Origin of the sequence: Rhizobium sp. LjRoot30, from assembly GCF_964253915.1 — a bacterium.
Lineage (GTDB): Bacteria > Pseudomonadota > Alphaproteobacteria > Rhizobiales > Rhizobiaceae > Metarhizobium.
In genome coordinates this window covers 561,554-577,321 of the sequence record NZ_CAXUSG020000001.1, presented here as the reverse complement: position 1 = coordinate 577,321, position 15,768 = coordinate 561,554, and the positions used below count along the sequence as shown (strand labels likewise).

Sequence of the window (15,768 nt, the reverse complement as noted above, 5' to 3'; positions counted from 1 at the left end):
TTTTGCATCGACCGGGCGCATCGGTTGTCCCTCCGACACGGCCGCATTTCGCCACCCCAAGTCCCGTTTATAAGCAAAGGTGGTAAAGAAACCGCTCATCGCATGCTTCCCATTCGGTGAATCGAACGATTAAAATTGCTCCGAACGTCATTTTCACGAGATATTTGCCGCACGGGCGGCAAAATGGCGGCCCGTGCCGGCGGCAGAGGGGCAGCCTTCGGCGCGACTTGGCGTGCGACATAGTCCTGGCGGTGGGTACGGAATTCGCGAATGGTCTCGCCAAGCTCGAGGATGACCTTGTGAAGCTCGTCCGTCTCCGAGCCTGTGCGGCGCGCAAGCTCGGCGTGGTTGCCGATATCGCCGCCAAGTGTGCCGAGATCGGCAGTGACGGCATCCAGCCCGCTGGCATGTTCTTCCGTCGATCGGGCGATATCCGATATCGCCGCATTGATGTCGGTCACCTGGCGAACGATGTTGCCAATCGCGTCCTGCGTGCGGCCGACCATCTGGACGCCGGCCTCGACCTGGGATTTCGTACCGCCGACGAGCGTCTTGATTTCCCGGGCGGCATCGGCGGACCGCTGCGCCAAGGCCCGCACTTCCTGGGCAACGACGGCAAAACCGCGACCGCTGTCGCCGGCGCGCGCCGCTTCGATGCCGGCATTCAGCGCCAGGAGATTGGTCTGGAAGGCGATCTCGTCGATGACGCCGATGATCTCGCCGATCTGGGACGCGGATGTCTCGATATCGGCCATGGCGCTGATCGCCTTGCCGACGACATTACCGCTGTCTTCCGCCGCCGAACGTGTCGCCAGGGCCATCTGTTCGGCCGATTTGGTAAAACTGGCGCTTTCGCGGACGCGGGCGGCGATGCCGCCGAGCAGGTTTGCGGTGCCGAGCAACTGCTGCGACTGCCGCGCCGCATGGCCGACCAGCGTGCCGGCATCACCGGCAAGACAGCCGACCGCAGCTTCGGCCGCTTCCGACCGTTCGGCAAACGAACTCAAGGCCGTCTGCATTTCGTCGAGGGCCGAGTTCAGCGTTTCGGCAAGTTCGGAATAGAGATCCGGCACCTCGCCGGCCACCCTCACCGTCAGGTCCCGTTCTGCCAGACCACGGAAGACGTCGCCGAAGAGGCGCTCGACTTCGGCATGATCGGCCTGTCGCTGGTCGTCCAGTTGACGTTTGTGCTGGAACCGCTGCTGGTTGAAACGCAGCGACACGGCGATTTCGACATCGACCAGCACCATGCGCATCACGGCCGAGAGGACGTCGCTCAGTTCGCGGGCACGCTTGCGCCGTGCCGGTGTGACGTGCCAGCCATCCAGCTCGCCGACGAGGCCGGAGAGCAGGTGTTCCATGACGACGGCGTGGCCGGCCACGTGCCAGCGCGGATCGACGCCCATCTTGGTCTCGGCATCAGACAGCACCTTGACGCGTTCTGCATAAAGGCTGTCGAAACGGGCGTCGGTCAGGACGTCCCAATGCGACGACTGCAGATCGTGCATGCGCTCGACCTGGCGTTCGCTGGAAAAGACGCGAGCCGCATCGGGGAAAGTCTGGAAACGGTGAAAGAGATCGCGCAGGCCGGCTTCGACCAGCGGCTGCAGCATGGGGCGATAGCGGCGCACGAGATCGCACCGATCACCGTCGAGGCCGGCAAATCTCAAGCGATCGCGCAGGCTGCCCTGCGTCCGCTGCGACTGATCTGATGGCCCCTCGTGCCCCAACAAAAACCCCATGCGACTGGGCCGCCGCAGCAACGTGCGGTACGGCCGGACTAGTTTCGCCAGACATGCCGCGGAGAAACGGGATCGGTCGGGGATATCGGCCCCAGGCGAATGCCACGCTGTCTCCAAAGGCTGTTTTAGCAACTGCTTTGTGAGAGATACCGGATCGATACCGGTACGGCGGTGTGGCGTCATGCCTGGTCGGGATTTCCAGGAAACGAAATCCCATTCCGACGTGCCTTCAAATATTTATGGTTAATTCCTTGCCTGAAGGTTAATTGTCTATAGTCATCTTCGGATGTTTCGTCAAATCGGGCCGCCAGCCATGAGATTTGTGCCAGGAATCGGCAATTCTCCGAGGCGGAAGACGCAAGCCAGAGGCAAGTTCCAGGTCTTAGAGCTTGAGGTGCAAGTTGGCGATGATGCCGGCGGAGGAATGAGCAATGATTGTTCTTGGAATAGGCGCTTCGCTTATCACCGTCCTGACATTGGCAGCAATTTGCTTGCTTCTCGATATTGAAATGGGACGACGAGAAACGGGCATCCGGATTTTCTGAATTCCAAATTTGACATGTAATGCTTGAAGCGCATCCCGGCGAAAACAAATCTCCACGGCGAATCGAGCAAAAGAGCGGCGGAAGAAAACAACCGGTATCAGGCCAAGGGTCTTCTTCTTGTCCATTTTGAATCGAAAAGGCACGCAGCATCACGCTGACGTGCCTTTTCTTTTGATTACTCGGATTGCGCTGCCACGGCGGCTTTCCAAGTCGCCGCATAGGATGCCAGCGCTGGTTCGGCATCGGCAGCCCAAATCCGGGTGCGCGGCGCGATGGCTTGCTTTTCCCGCAGAACGAGGCCCGCCGTGCCGAGGCTCGTGCCGGTCGCCCCGGCACTGAGGCGAACCGGACGGCCGGTTGCCGCCGCCAGCATGTCGAGATAGGACGGATTGGCGGCGAATGGCCCCTCGACGACGATATCGCCTTCGGCGCCGATAAGATCGAGGCTCGTCGCCGTCATCAGCGCCAGATAATAGGAGACCGCCAGAAGGCGGGTACCCGGCGAAAGACTGCTTTCTTCACATGACCAGCCGCCACGATGGTTTGGGAAAGGCCCCGAACCTTCAGGCAGCGACGGCAGGAAGAACACCGGCTCCTCCAGCACCCGTTTCCGGTCCACCGGCAGGATCTCCGCGTCGCCGGCAGGCGCCAGAAGCTGGAAGGCGCGGCCGCCCATGAAGCGGGCCGAGGGCACCGGCTGGCCCAGCGCGCTGACATTGACCAGCGTATCGCGGTGCTCGTCGAGCGAGACCGGTCGGGCGCCGGGCGCCAGCATCACCACCCAGGTGCCGGTCGAGACCACCGCGAAAGGTGGTTCGCTCGCCCAGAGATGCGGCAGCAGCGACGCGTTCGAATCGTGCAGGCCGCAATAGACGGGCATGTCGGCCGGCAGGCCGGTTGCGGCGGCAACTTCGGGGCGGAGGGTGCCAAGCACATCGTCCGCCTTGCGCATCGGCGGCATTTTTGCCCGCCAGCCCATGGCATCCGTCAGCGTCGAATAGTCGCTTTTCCACGGCGCCCAGAGATCGGTGTGGCAGGCAATCGAGGTGATTTCGTTGGCGAGCACGCCCGTCAGGCGAAAAGCCCAGTATTGCGGATAGGCGATGATGGTCTCGACCTTGTCGAACAGACCGGGAAAGCGCTGCTGCTGCCAGAAAAGTTGCGCGCCGACATTGAGGCCGCCCGGCAGGCGGGCCGAACCGGTTTCGGCAAAGGGCGGACGGATCGCATCGTATTCGGCCGCCAGATCGTCAGGGCCGGCATGTTCGTAATCCAGCACCGGCAGGGCAAGTTCGCCCTTGCCGTCGAGCACGACGATCGTCGCACCATGGGCCGTGATCGAGATAGCCTCAAAACCGCGCTCCGCATGAAGCTCTGTCAGCGCCGAAAGAATGAAGTTCCACAACGCTTCCGTATCGAAATGCGGATAGGGCGGTGTTTCGAGAACGCGGTTCGGCACGGTGCGGACGGCGATTTCGCTTGACGTGGCGAGGTCGAACAGCACCACCTTGGCATTGGTCTTGCCGATATCAATGACGGCGACGCGGGCGATGTCCTGCATCTCTCAAGCCGCACTTTTGGCCCAGCGACGGCTGAGGCGGCCGTAGACGATCGGCAGGGCGATGACGAGGATCAGAAGCAGGCCGATGAAGATCGACATGACGATGCCCGGCACGTTGAGCAGGCCGAAACCGAATGTGACCATGCCCATGATCAGCGCCGCCAGCACAACGCCGGGGATCGAGCCGGAACCGCCGAGAATGTTGACGCCGCCGAGAACGACCATGGTGACCACTTCCAGCTCCCAACCGAGCGCGATTGAGGGCCGTGTCGAGCCGAGCCGCGAGGTCAGGCAGATCGACGCCATGCCCGCCATCAGGCCGGTCAGCAGGAACAGGATGAATTTTACGCGGCCGACGCGGATACCCGAGAACAGTGCCGCCGTCGCATTGTTGCCGATGGCATAGACGGCGCGGCCGAAATTGGTCTTGTGCAGCAACAGGCCGTAGACAATCGCCGCGACGACGAACAGCGCCAGTTCGAAGGAAAACACCCACCAGACGTAGCCCTGGCCGAAATAGGCGAAGCTTGCGGGATATTCGGTAAAGGCCTGGTCGCCGAGAATGATGAAGGAGGTGCCGCGAAACAGGCTCATGGTGCCGATGGTAACGACGATCGACGGCAGGCCGAGGCCGGTGACCAGCAACCCGTTGATCGCACCGCAACCAAGGCCGGTGGCAAGGCCGATCACAACCAGCATCGGCATATCGAAGCCGGCATGGGCCGCGTAACCCATGGCCGTGGAGGTGAGCGCGATGATGGCCGCGACGGACAGGTCGATCTCGCCGGAAATGATCACCAGCGCCATGGCAAAAGCAATCAGCGCCTTTTCGGTGAAGTTGAACGAGGCGTCCGACAGGTTCCATGGATCGAGGAAATAGGGCGAGGCGAACGAATTGGTGAGGAAGATTGCCAGCGCCACGACGATCAGCAGGCTTTCCCAGCTTTTCACCCAGCGGGCGGCCGGGCTTTTCAGCCGGTCGGGAACGTAACGGGCTGTCTGTTCGACGCTGCTCATGCGACATGCTCCGCACGCTTGAGGATGACCCGGCCCTTGCGGCGCTCCGCCCGGGCGTTGACGGCGACGGCGATGATGATGACCGTGCCCGAAATCGCCATCTGGGCGAAAGGCGAGATGTTCACCACCGGCAAGGCGTTCTTGATGATGCCGAGGAACAGCGCGCCGAGCACCGCGCCCGGCACGGTGCCGACACCGCCGGCAATCGAGATGCCGCCGATGACGCAGGCGGCGACGACATCGAGTTCGAAACCGGCGGCGATATCGACATAGGCGACGGCATAACGCGACACCCAGAGATAACCTGCAAGACCGGCAAAACCGCCCGAAAGGCAATAGGCCTTGAAACGGGTGTAACCGACATCGAGGCCGGTATAGACGGCCGCATGCGGATTGCCGCCGACGGCATAAAAGGCGCGGCCGGTCGGCGTGCGGCGCATGACCAGCAGCATGGCAGCGATCACCGCCAGCGACAGCCAGGACAGCACGGGCATGCCGGCGATCGTGCCGCGCGGCAGGCTCTTGAAAAGGTCGCTCATCTGATGTGCGTTGATCCAGGCGCCGCCGCTCAGCAGGAAGATAGTGCCGCGGAAGATGGTCATGGTGCCGAGCGTGACGACGATCGGCGGGATGTCGAGCTTCCAGACCAGCAGGCCGTTGATGGCGCCGAGCGCGGTGCCGAGCACGACGGCGATCAGCACCAGCAGCAGCACCGGCAGGCCGGGCACGTAAAAATTCAGCATCGCCGCGACCATGCCGCAGAGCGCCAGGTTGGCGGCCATCGACAGGTCGATGCAGCGCGTCAGGATGACAACCATCTGGCCGAGCGCCAGGATGATCAGGATCGACGTGTCATTATAGACATTGGCGAGATTGGCGAGGGTGATGAAACCCGGAAACCGCCAGGTGACCACGACGAGCAGTGCTGCAATCGCCACCAGCAGCAACAATTCGCGGCTGCGCAGAAACATGTTGAGCATCAGGCGCCCTCCCCCGGCACCGCGCCGATGCCGGCGGCGGCGCGCACCAGCCGTTCGGCGGTCAATTCTTCGCGTTCGAAACGGCCGACGATCCGGCCTTCGCGCATGACGATGACGCGATCGGCCATGCCGATGATCTCTGGAATTTCCGAGGATACCATGATGACGCTGAGGCCTTCGGCCGCCAGTTCGCTCATGAAGGCGTGCACGGCGGCTTTGGAACCGATGTCGATGCCCTTGGTCGGCTCATCGAGGATGATGACTTTCGGTTTGGTCGCCAGCCACTTGGCGATGACCACCTTCTGCTGGTTGCCGCCCGACAGCGTGCCGACATCCTGATCCAGCGAGGCGGCGCGCAGGTCGAGCCGCGAGGTATATTCCCGCGCCAAGGCGAACTCGCGCGCCATGCGCAAAAAACCCTTGCGGGAGACCTGGCCGAGCGACGGCAGCGTGACATTCTGGAAGATCGGCAGGCCGATGACGGCGCCCTGGCGGCCGCGCTCTTCCGGCACGTAGACGATGCCCTGCTCGATGGCTTCCGAGGGCGTCCGGATGACGGCGATCTTTCCGTCGATACGGACAGCGCCGGCGGACGGCTTGGTGACGCCGAACAGCGATTGCATGAATTCGGAACGCCCGGCGCCGACAAGGCCGTAAAAGCCGAGGATCTCGCCGCGGCGTAGCTCGAAGTTGATGTCCTCGAATTCGGTCGGATGACGATAGCCGGCGACGGTCAGCACCGGTTCGCCGATCTCGGCCTGCTTTTTCGGAAACACCTGGCCGACGTCGCGGCCGACCATCATACGCACCATCTGGTCTTCCGTCGTCTCCGACATCAGCCCCTCGCCGACCATCCGGCCGTCGCGGAAGACAGTGTAGCGGTCGGCAATGCGAAAGATCTCGTCGAACTTGTGGCTGATGAACAGGATCGCCTTGCCGGAGGCCTTCAGCTTTTCGACAAGCTCGTAGAGTTCGTGGATTTCCTTGTGCGACAGCGCCGCTGTCGGCTCGTCCATGATCACCACCTGCGCATCGATCGACAAGGCGCGGGCAATCGCCACCAGGTGGCGGTTGGCGATGCCGAGATCGCGCAGGCGGATCGACGGGTCGATATCGGCGCCGATCTCCTTCAAGAGGGCGCGGGCCTTTTCATTGACGAAAGCCCAGTCGACAAAACCGAAGCGCGTTTTCGGCGCATGGCCGATGAAGATATTTTCCGCCACCGACAGATCGTCGAACAGCACCGTTTCCTGATGGATGGCGGTGACGCCGGCCTTGGAGGCGGCGTGGGCGGTGGGGAAAGAAACGGGTTCGCCGTTCATCCGGATGCTGCCGGCATCCGGTCGGTAGATGCCGGTGAGGATCTTGACCAATGTCGACTTGCCGGCGCCGTTTTCGCCCACCAGGGCCGTGACGCTGCCGGGGTAAAGTGTCAGCGACACATCCGACAAGGCGCGGACGCCGGGAAAGGATTTCGAGATCCCTTCGAGCGTGATGGCGGGCGCGATCCGCGATGTTGTGGCGTCGTGCAGCAAGTGGTGCTTCCGTGGTAAGGTCTGAAGTCTTTTGAACAGAGCGGAGGCTTTTGGTCGTGGCGCCCCCTCACCCTAGCCCTCTCCCCGCGGGGGAGAGGGGACGAGTATGCTGTCAGCGCCTCCCGAAAACAGGGAAAGCGCAGCCACACCCCCTTCTCCCCGGCGGGGAGAAGGTGCCGGCAGGCGGATGAGGGGGAAACCCCACCCGCCAACCTCAACAATCAGAAGATCTTGGCAAACTCTTCGACGTTGGACGCATCATAGACGAAGGGATCGGCCATGGCGCCTTCATTGTTGTCGTCGAGCTTCAGCGTGCCCATGCGGCCCATCTTGAGTTCCGCACCCGGCTTGGCTTCCGCGCCGTTGACCAGGTCGTAGGAAAGCATGGCAGCCGAGTAGCCGAGGTCGATCGGGTTCCAGATGGCGAAAGACTTCGAGGCGCCGGACTTCACATGCGCCGCCATTTCCGAGGGAAGGCCAAGGCCGGTGACATTGATCTGGCCGATCTTGCCGGCGTCGGTAACGGCCTGTGCCGCCGCGACGATGCCGACGGAGGTCGGCGCGATGATCGCCTTCAGGTTCGGATACTTCTGTATGAGGCCCTGCGTTTCGCGGTAGGACTTGTCGGCGAGGTCGTCACCATAAACGGTGGCGACAACGTTGATACCCTTGTAGTTCGGCAGCACCTTGGTCATTTCCTCGATCCAGACGTTCTGGTTGGTCGAGGTCGCCGTGGCCGAAAGAACTGCAACATCACCGCCCTCGGGCAGGTTGTCGGCAGCGAGCTTGATGATCATGTTGCCGATCAGCGGGCTGGACGACGGGTTGAGATGCAGCGCGCGGCCATCCTTAGCGACGCCGGAATCCCACGAGATGACCTTGATGCCGCGCTCCTGGGCCTTCTTCAGCGCCGGTACGAGGGCATCCGTGTCATTGGCGGAAACGGCGATGGCATCGACCTTCTGGGCGATCAGCGAGTTGATCACTTCGATCTGGCCTTCGGCCGTCGTGGTCGTCGGGCCGGTGTAGATGATCTCGACGTCGCCAAGTTCCTTCGCGGCTTCCTGGGCGCCCTTGTTGGCAGCTTCGAAGAAGCCGATGCCGAGCGCCTTGACGACGAGGGCGATCTTCTTGTTTTCCGCATGCGCCATGTTGGCCATCAGCGCCGTGGAAATGGCTGCCGTCACCAGCAGCGTCTTCAAAATCTTCATGTCCGTTCCTCCCTTTGTTGCTCCAAAACCGGCGACGCCCACTCCTCAGGCAATCGACGGCTGTTCCTCTCTCATTCCTTGCGTTTCGGCGACGATCAGCTGAACGCCGGCCTCTTCCAGCATCGAGGCATGCCTGTCCTCGATGCCCGAATCCGTGATGACGGTGGCAATGCGCTTCAACCCGCACAGGATGAGGCTGGAACGCTGCCGGAATTTCGATGAATCGACGAGGACGACGAGTTCGTCTGCCTGGTCGATGAGTTTTTGCTCGGCCTGGATCAGCAGGGGATCCGTTTCCATCAGCCCGAGCGGCCCGAGCCCCTGCGCGCCCATGAACATGCGGCGCGCATAAAAATTGCGCGTCACGTCATTTTCGAAGGGCGAGAGGATGACGCTCTGCTCGCGATAGATCACGCCGCCGGAGAGCATGATGGTGTTCTTGGAGTTCTTCAGGAGATGTTCGGCAATCGGAAACGAGTTGGTGAAGATGTGCATCCGCCGGTTCGACAGGAAATGCACCATCTGGAACGTCGTCGTGCCGCCGTTGAGAATGATCGGGTCGCCGTCCTCGCACAGCGCCACCGCCTCCTTGGCAATCGCCTGCTTCTGGCGCGCATGCATCGTTTCGCTGACGCTGAACGGTCGGCCGGCCAGGCCGACGAACTGCGGCGGATGCAGCGCCTCCGCCCCGCCACGCACCCGGCGCAGCCGCTTTTGCACATGCAGAGCCGCGATATCCCGGCGGATCGTCGCTTCGGAACTTTCCGTCAGTTCCACCAGTTCGGCAACGGTCACGACCGGCTTTCCCTGGATGGCGGACATGATGATCCGATGGCGTTCTTTTTCGTGCATGGTTCCTCCAATGCCTGTCATGCTTCCATCATCTTCGCGCAGTGTCAATCACAAACAATCATATTTTTTCATTGTGCAGCGCATCATGATCGAAGTTGATCGTTTATGATTGACAATCGCCGTTCTTCCATGGAATTTGAGCGAAGCAAAGCGGGGCCGGCGCAACGGTCCGCGCATGGGAGGATCTGAGCGATGGCAAGTGGAAACCAAGGCTCGCGCCTTGCGGATTTGTGGGATGACGCCAAGGCGGCGGGCAAGAACGAAGCGGAATTGCTGCTCTACCGTTCCAATCTCCTCGGTTCCGACAAACGCATCACCAACTACGGCGGCGGCAACACCTCGGCAAAGGCTCTGGAACGCGATCCGCTGACCGGCCAGCCGGTGGAAGTGCTATGGGTCAAGGGTTCGGGTGGCGACGTCGGCACCATCAAGCTCGACGGTTTTGCGACGCTCTACATGGACAAGCTGGAGGCGCTGAAAGGCCTCTATCGCGGGCTGGAACATGAAGACGAGATGGTCGGCTACCTGCCGCACTGCACCTTCAACCTCAATCCGCGCGCAGCCTCGATCGATACGCCGCTGCATGCCTTCGTGCCCAAGAAGCATGTCGACCACATGCATCCCGACGCGATCATCGCCATTGCCGCCTCGAAGAACAGCAGGGACCTGACGCAGACGATTTTCGGCAGCGATATCGGCTGGTTGCCGTGGAAGCGTCCGGGCTTCGAGCTCGGCCTGTGGCTGGAAAAATTCTGCAAGGAAAATCCCAACGCCCGCGGCCTGATCCTCGAAAGCCACGGCCTGTTCACCTGGGGCGATACCGCCAAGGAATGCTACGAGACGACGGTCGAGATCATCAACAAGGCGATCAACTGGCTGGAAGGCGAAATCAAGGGCGAAGTCTTCGGAGGCCCGAAGGTGAAGGTGCTGCCGGCCGACGAACGCCGCGCCGTGGCGCGCCAGTTAATGCCGGTGCTGCGTGGCCTGATCAGCGCCGATGAGCGCAAGCTCGGCCATTTCGATGACAGCCAGGCCGTGCTGGAGTTTGTTTCCTCCCAGCAGATGGAAGCCCTGGCCGCGCTCGGCACCAGTTGCCCCGACCATTTTTTGCGCACGAAAATCCGGCCGCTGGTAGTGGATTTCGATCCGGCAAAGCCTGACGTTGATGCGACCATCGCCGGTCTGCCGGCAGCGCTCGACGCCTACCGCAAGGGCTACGCCGCCTACTACGAGCGCTGCAAACGCGCCGACAGCCCGGCGATCCGTGATCCGAATGCCGTGGTCTATCTGGTGCCCGGCGTCGGCATGCTGACCTTTGCCAAGGACAAGGCGACGGCGCGCATCTCCGGCGAGTTTTATGTCAACGCCATCAATGTCATGCGCGGCGCCTCTTCCGTCTCTACCTATGTCGGGCTGCCGGAGCAGGAAGCCTTCGATATCGAATATTGGCTGCTGGAAGAAGCCAAGCTGCAGCGCATGCCGAAGCCGAAGCCGCTTGCCGGCAAGGTTGCCTTCATCACCGGCGGCGCCGGTGGCATCGGCAAGGCGACGGCGCATCGGCTGATCCGCGACGGCGCCTGCGTCGTCATCGCCGACATCGACGCCAATGCGCTTGCCGCGGCCAAGGAAGAGCTGTGCGGCGTACACGGTCGCGATGCGGCCGAGGGTGTGATGCTGGACGTGACGTCGGAAGATCAGGTCATCCGCGCCTTCGACGAAGCCGTGACCGCTTTCGGCGGCATCGACATTCTGGTGTCGAATGCCGGTATTTCGTCAGCCTCGCCGTTTGACGAAACCGATCTCGCCACCTGGAACCGCAACATCTCCATTCTGGCGACCGGCTATTTCCTCGTCTCGCGTCAGGCGTTCCGGCTGATGAAGCTGCAGAAGACCGGCGGCAACATGGTGTTCATCGCCTCCAAGAACGGCTTGGCCGCATCGGTCAATGCGTCGGCCTATTGCACGGCCAAGGCAGCGGAAATCCATCTGGCCCGGTGCCTGGCGCTCGAAGGGGCGGAATTCGGCATCCGCATCAACACCGTCAATCCGGATGCCGTACTGCGCGGCTCGAAGATCTGGACCGGCGAATGGCGCGAACAGCGTGCCGCCGCCTACAATATGAGCCCGGACGAGCTGGAGGAACATTACCGCAAGCGCTCGATGCTGAAGCTCGGTGTCTATCCGGAAGATGTCGCCGAGGCGGTGTTCTTCCTGGCGTCCGACCTGTCGGCAAAGTCCACCGGTAACATCATCAATGTCGATGCCGGCAACGCGCAATCGTTCACGCGCTGATCACTTGCGGAGGATGACCCAGACGGCGTGGATGATGCCCGGGATGTAACCGAGCAGCGTCAGCAGGATGTTGAGCCAGAAATGCAGGCCGATACCGACCTGCATGAAGACGCCGACGGGCGGCAGAAGAATGGCGATCAGAATGCGAACGACGTCCAAGGAGACCTCCGAAAACCGTATTTCAACAAACCCATAACGCAAAGAAGCGCGGGATGGTTCATGTGTCCTGGGAGGAGAGCATGACGGAATTCAAGATCGAGGCCGCGCTGGTGGCGGCCGAAAACGACAAGCGCCGCACCGCCCTCAAGGCGGATTACGATGCGCTCGGAGAACAGCTTTCCCGCCGCGGTATCGATATCGAAGCGGTCAAACGCAAGGTGGCGGCTTACGGCGTCGCCGTGCCCTCCTGGGGCGTCGGTACTGGCGGGACGCGTTTTGCCCGCTATCCCGGCAAGGGCGAGCCGCGCAACATCTTCGACAAGCTGGAGGACTGCGCCGTCATCCAGCAGCTGACGCGGGCGACCCCGACCGTTTCGCTGCACATCCCGTGGGACAAGGTGGCCGATCTTGGCGAGCTGAAACAGCGTGGCGAAGCGCTGGGGCTCGGTTTCGACGCCATGAACTCCAATACCTTCCAGGACCAGGCGGACCAAACGCATTCCTATAAATACGGCTCGCTCTCCAATGCCGATGCCGCAACGCGGGCACAGGCCGTTGAACACAATATCGAATGCATCGAGATCGGCGAAAAGCTCGGCTCCAAGGCGCTGACGGTGTGGATCGGCGACGGCTCGAATTTTCCGGGACAGGTGAATTTCACCAAAGCCTTCGAGCGTTACCTCGACTCGATGAAGTCGGTCTATGCCAAGCTGCCGGACGACTGGCGGATCTTCAGCGAACACAAGATGTTCGAGCCGGCCTTCTATTCCACCGTGGTTCAGGACTGGGGCACCAACCTCCTGATCGCCCAGGAGCTCGGGCCGAAAGCCTTCTGCCTCGTCGATCTCGGCCATCATGCACCGAACACCAATATCGAGATGATCGTCGCCCGGCTGATCCAATTCAGCAAGCTCGGCGGTTTCCACTTCAACGATTCGAAATATGGCGACGACGATCTCGACACCGGTTCGATCGACCCCTACCGACTGTTCCTAGTGTTCAACGAGTTGGTGGATGCGGAAACGCGCAAAGCGGCAGGCTTCAATCCGGCGCACATGCTCGACCAGAGCCACAATGTCACCGACCCGATCGAGAGCCTGATGGTCAGCGCGACCGAGGTGAGCCGCGCCTATGCGCAGGCGCTGCTGGTGGATCGCGCCGCCCTCGCCGGCTATCAGGACGGCAACGATGCGCTGATGGGTTCGGAAACGCTGAAAGCTGCCTTCCGCACCGACGTGGAGCCGATCCTCGCCATGGCGCGGCTGGAAAACGGCGGAGCGATCTCGCCGGTCGCCACCTTCCGTGCCTCGGGTTACCGGGCGAAGGTTGCGGCGGAACGGCCGGCGGTCACCGGTTCGGGCGGCGGGATCGTGTGAAGGTGTCGGGTGAGCACCGGATGCTGTCGTCATGCTTCGCCCGCGGCCCCTCATCCCCTACCGGGACCTTCTCCCCGCAGGCGGGGAGAAGGGGTATGCCGCACCCATTTCCCCAATCCTCGACGTCAGGTATGGCAAGTCCCCTCTCCCCGTATTACGGGGAGAGGGTTAGGGTGAGGGGCAGCCCACGAGGCACAAAACGAGCCGCCACCGGAAAACAACGTCACATCGTATGCCGCTGCAGCAGGCGATGCGCCTGCTTGGCGATCATCCATTGTTCGCGGGTTTGGGTGACCAGCACCTTGATCCGCGATCCTTCCGCCTGCACCTGCGGTGCCTCGAACTCTTCGAGGGCGACCGCCGCGTTGCGCGCCGCATCGAAGGCAAGCCCCAGAAATTCGAAACCGCTGCAGATCTTGCCGCGCATCGCTGCGTCGTTTTCGCCGATGCCGCCGGTGAAGGCGATGGCGTCGAGACCATTCATCGCCGCCGCATAGGCGCCGATATATTTGCGCACGCGGTAGGCATAGAGTTCGATCGCCAGCCGGGCATCGGCATCGCCCTCGCCTGCCTGCTTGCGGACATCACGCATGTCGCGCCCGGCGGCGGAAAGCGCGGCCAGCCCGCTGTCCTTGTAGAGCGCATCCTCGATCTCGGCGACGGACAGACCGAGTTCCCGGTTGAGGTGATGAAAGATGCCGGGATCGACGTCGCCGGAGCGCGTGCCCATCACCAGGCCTTCCAAGGGCGTCATGCCCATCGACGTATCGACCGAAACGCCGCGGTCGATGGCGCAGACGCTGGCGCCGTTGCCGAGATGGCAGGAGATCAACCGCAGTTCGGACGCCGGCTTGCCGAGCTCTTCCGCCACGCGCTCCATGACATATTGATGCGAGGTGCCGTGAAAGCCGTAGCGCCGCAGCCCCTTTTCCCGCCAGGAGCGCGGCACCGCATAGGTATAGGCGTGCGCCGGCATGGTCTGATGAAAGGCGGTATCGAACACGGCGATCTGCGGCACGTCCCAGGTGGTTCGCGCCATGCGGATGCCGGCGATGATCGGTGGATTGTGCAGCGGTGCCAGCGCCGTGCAGGCTTCGATTTCTTCGAACACCGTGTCGTCGATCAGCGTCGCTTCGGTAAATTGTTCGCCGCCATGAACGGTGCGGTGGCCGACGGCGTCGATATCGGCAACACCGGCTTTTTCCAGCAGGCCGGGAATGGTTGCCACCGCCTCGGCGACATCCGAAACCCGTTCGAGTTCGGATTTGAACCGTTGTTCGCCGGTCACCATGTCGAAGACGCTGAATTTTACCGACGAGCTGCCGGCGTTGATGACCAGAATACGCATCGCGATCCTCCGCTGTGGCACAGGCTGCCGGTGCAGCACGCTGATCGATGCTTAGGAAATACGGCCGTCACGATCAAGCCGGATCAGGCGATGCCACAAAAGCAGGCCGGAAATTAAGAAACCCACCGGGGGAGGAGGTCCGGTGGGTTTCTGATAGCGGACTGACAACTGGGAGGAGGAGTGTTGCCAGTCACATCGAGCGGCGTTGGGAGGAGGAGTAGCCGCTTCGATGATTTGAATATACACGAACCCGCGGCAAAAAGTATGATTATTACCGCAACGCAGCAATGCACTGAGCGCATGAGCCGCAACGGAAACAATCTTCATTTGCCTACATTTTCAGCAATTGACACAGAAGACGGCAAAATCAGGGGTAAAATGCAAGAAACCCACCGGGGGAGGAGATCCGGTGGGTTTCTAATAGGGGACTGACAACTGGGAGGAGGAGTGTTGCCAGTCAGATCGAGCGGCGTTGGGAGGAGGAGTAGCCGCTTCGATGAGTTTTTTATAGCGGAGCAGGCCGACATGCGAAAGACGAAATATTGCATTGCAGCAATGCAAATCCGGAATAGCACCTCATGCGGCCACAAGAGCATCAGCGAGTGCAATACTGCTCGACACGGGCAATCGCCTTTTCGGAACCGCTGAGGAGAACGGTTTCAAACCCCCTGTTCAACTGCAACTGGGGACCGAAGGTCATCCTTTTTCCCTGCTTCAGCGCCGAAACGATATCGGCCGTATCGCCGCGGATACGCGAGGAATAGGCGCCGGGCGGATCGAGCGGTTCGCCTTCGACGCGCCACTCCTTGCCGTCGATACCGAGCATCCAGCCGCCATTGGCTGTGCCGCCGCCGGCGATGTCGGCGTAGAGCGCCAGCCTTCCGTCGTCGTCGCAGCGGACGATCAGGCAGGCCCAGCTATCCTCCGTCGTCCGCGAGGCGCAGCCGATGGCGGCCCGATCCGCCTCCCCGGCATGCACCGCCGGCTCCCATCCGGCCGCTTTCGTGACCGTTGCCGACACGGCGACAACGACGGCAAAGACGGCCATGCGTAAATTCGAGCCTGATCGTGACATGTCGCTTCCCCGTTCCACGTGCCGTGCAGGATAATCAGCCGTTTCAAGACAGGCAAACGGCTTTCCGGCCGGCCA

13 protein-coding genes are annotated in these 15,768 nt (G+C 61.9%); 2 read left to right on the top strand and 11 right to left on the bottom strand.

Annotated features, from left to right (window positions below; genetic code table 11):
- Positions 1 to 95: 95 nt before the first annotated feature.
- The 8 genes from ACSQ3I_RS02890 to ACSQ3I_RS02855 form a co-directional block, all read right to left on the bottom strand.
- Positions 96 to 1,742, bottom strand: a complete 1,647-nt coding sequence (locus ACSQ3I_RS02890; protein WP_435995869.1) for a methyl-accepting chemotaxis protein — start codon at positions 1,740 to 1,742, stop codon at positions 96 to 98.
- Between the two features lie 382 nt (positions 1,743 to 2,124).
- Positions 2,125 to 2,412, bottom strand: coding sequence for a hypothetical protein (locus tag ACSQ3I_RS02885; protein WP_435995867.1), 288 nt, complete (start codon positions 2,410 to 2,412; stop codon positions 2,125 to 2,127).
- A 50-nt stretch (positions 2,413 to 2,462) separates the two neighbouring features.
- Positions 2,463 to 3,848 carry an FGGY-family carbohydrate kinase gene (locus ACSQ3I_RS02880; RefSeq protein WP_435995865.1) on the bottom strand — a complete coding sequence of 462 codons (1,386 nt, stop codon included), beginning with the start codon at positions 3,846 to 3,848 and terminating at the stop codon, positions 2,463 to 2,465.
- A gap of 3 nt (positions 3,849 to 3,851) precedes the next feature.
- Positions 3,852 to 4,865, bottom strand: a complete 1,014-nt coding sequence (locus ACSQ3I_RS02875) for an ABC transporter permease (protein WP_435995863.1) — start codon at positions 4,863 to 4,865, stop codon at positions 3,852 to 3,854.
- Positions 4,862 to 5,845: an ABC transporter permease gene (locus ACSQ3I_RS02870; protein ID WP_435995861.1), complete on the bottom strand. Its 984-nt coding sequence runs from the start codon at positions 5,843 to 5,845 to the stop codon at positions 4,862 to 4,864. The genes ACSQ3I_RS02875 and ACSQ3I_RS02870 overlap by 4 nt, the downstream gene beginning before the upstream one ends.
- A complete protein-coding gene (locus ACSQ3I_RS02865; RefSeq protein ID WP_435996269.1) occupies positions 5,845 to 7,353 on the bottom strand; it encodes a sugar ABC transporter ATP-binding protein in 1,509 nt (502 codons plus the stop codon). Before ACSQ3I_RS02865 ends, ACSQ3I_RS02870 begins: the two co-directional genes overlap by 1 nt.
- A 248-nt stretch (positions 7,354 to 7,601) precedes the next feature.
- Complete coding sequence (rhaS, locus tag ACSQ3I_RS02860) at positions 7,602 to 8,591, bottom strand: rhamnose ABC transporter substrate-binding protein (RefSeq protein WP_435995859.1); 990 nt, start codon at positions 8,589 to 8,591, stop codon at positions 7,602 to 7,604.
- 45 nt (positions 8,592 to 8,636) lie between these two features.
- Positions 8,637 to 9,443, bottom strand: a complete 807-nt coding sequence (locus ACSQ3I_RS02855; protein ID WP_435995857.1) for a DeoR/GlpR family DNA-binding transcription regulator — start codon at positions 9,441 to 9,443, stop codon at positions 8,637 to 8,639.
- 192 nt (positions 9,444 to 9,635) lie between these two features.
- On the opposite strand from ACSQ3I_RS02855, the gene ACSQ3I_RS02850 reads away from it, so the two are divergent.
- Positions 9,636 to 11,735, top strand: a complete 2,100-nt coding sequence (locus ACSQ3I_RS02850) for a bifunctional rhamnulose-1-phosphate aldolase/short-chain dehydrogenase (protein WP_435995855.1) — start codon at positions 9,636 to 9,638, stop codon at positions 11,733 to 11,735.
- On the opposite strand, the gene ACSQ3I_RS02845 is transcribed toward ACSQ3I_RS02850, so the two are convergent.
- The gene (locus tag ACSQ3I_RS02845) at positions 11,736 to 11,894 is read right to left on the bottom strand and encodes a YqaE/Pmp3 family membrane protein (protein WP_435995853.1); all 159 of its coding nucleotides are present in this window, start codon (positions 11,892 to 11,894) and stop codon (positions 11,736 to 11,738) included. It abuts the gene before it with no gap.
- A gap of 80 nt (positions 11,895 to 11,974) precedes the next feature.
- Between ACSQ3I_RS02845 and rhaI the strand changes: the two genes are divergently transcribed.
- On the top strand, positions 11,975 to 13,270 hold the full coding sequence (gene rhaI, locus ACSQ3I_RS02840; protein WP_435995851.1) for an L-rhamnose catabolism isomerase: 1,296 nt from the start codon (positions 11,975 to 11,977) through the stop codon (positions 13,268 to 13,270).
- Positions 13,271 to 13,493: 223 nt separating this feature from the next.
- On the opposite strand, the gene ACSQ3I_RS02835 is transcribed toward rhaI, so the two are convergent.
- Both ACSQ3I_RS02835 and ACSQ3I_RS02830 read right to left on the bottom strand, forming a co-directional pair.
- A complete protein-coding gene (locus ACSQ3I_RS02835; RefSeq protein WP_435995849.1) occupies positions 13,494 to 14,618 on the bottom strand; it encodes an acetate/propionate family kinase in 1,125 nt (374 codons plus the stop codon).
- A 595-nt stretch (positions 14,619 to 15,213) separates the two neighbouring features.
- Positions 15,214 to 15,693 (bottom strand): hypothetical protein, encoded by a 480-nt coding sequence (locus tag ACSQ3I_RS02830; protein WP_435995847.1) that lies wholly within the window; start codon positions 15,691 to 15,693, stop codon positions 15,214 to 15,216.
- Positions 15,694 to 15,768 lie beyond the last annotated feature (75 nt).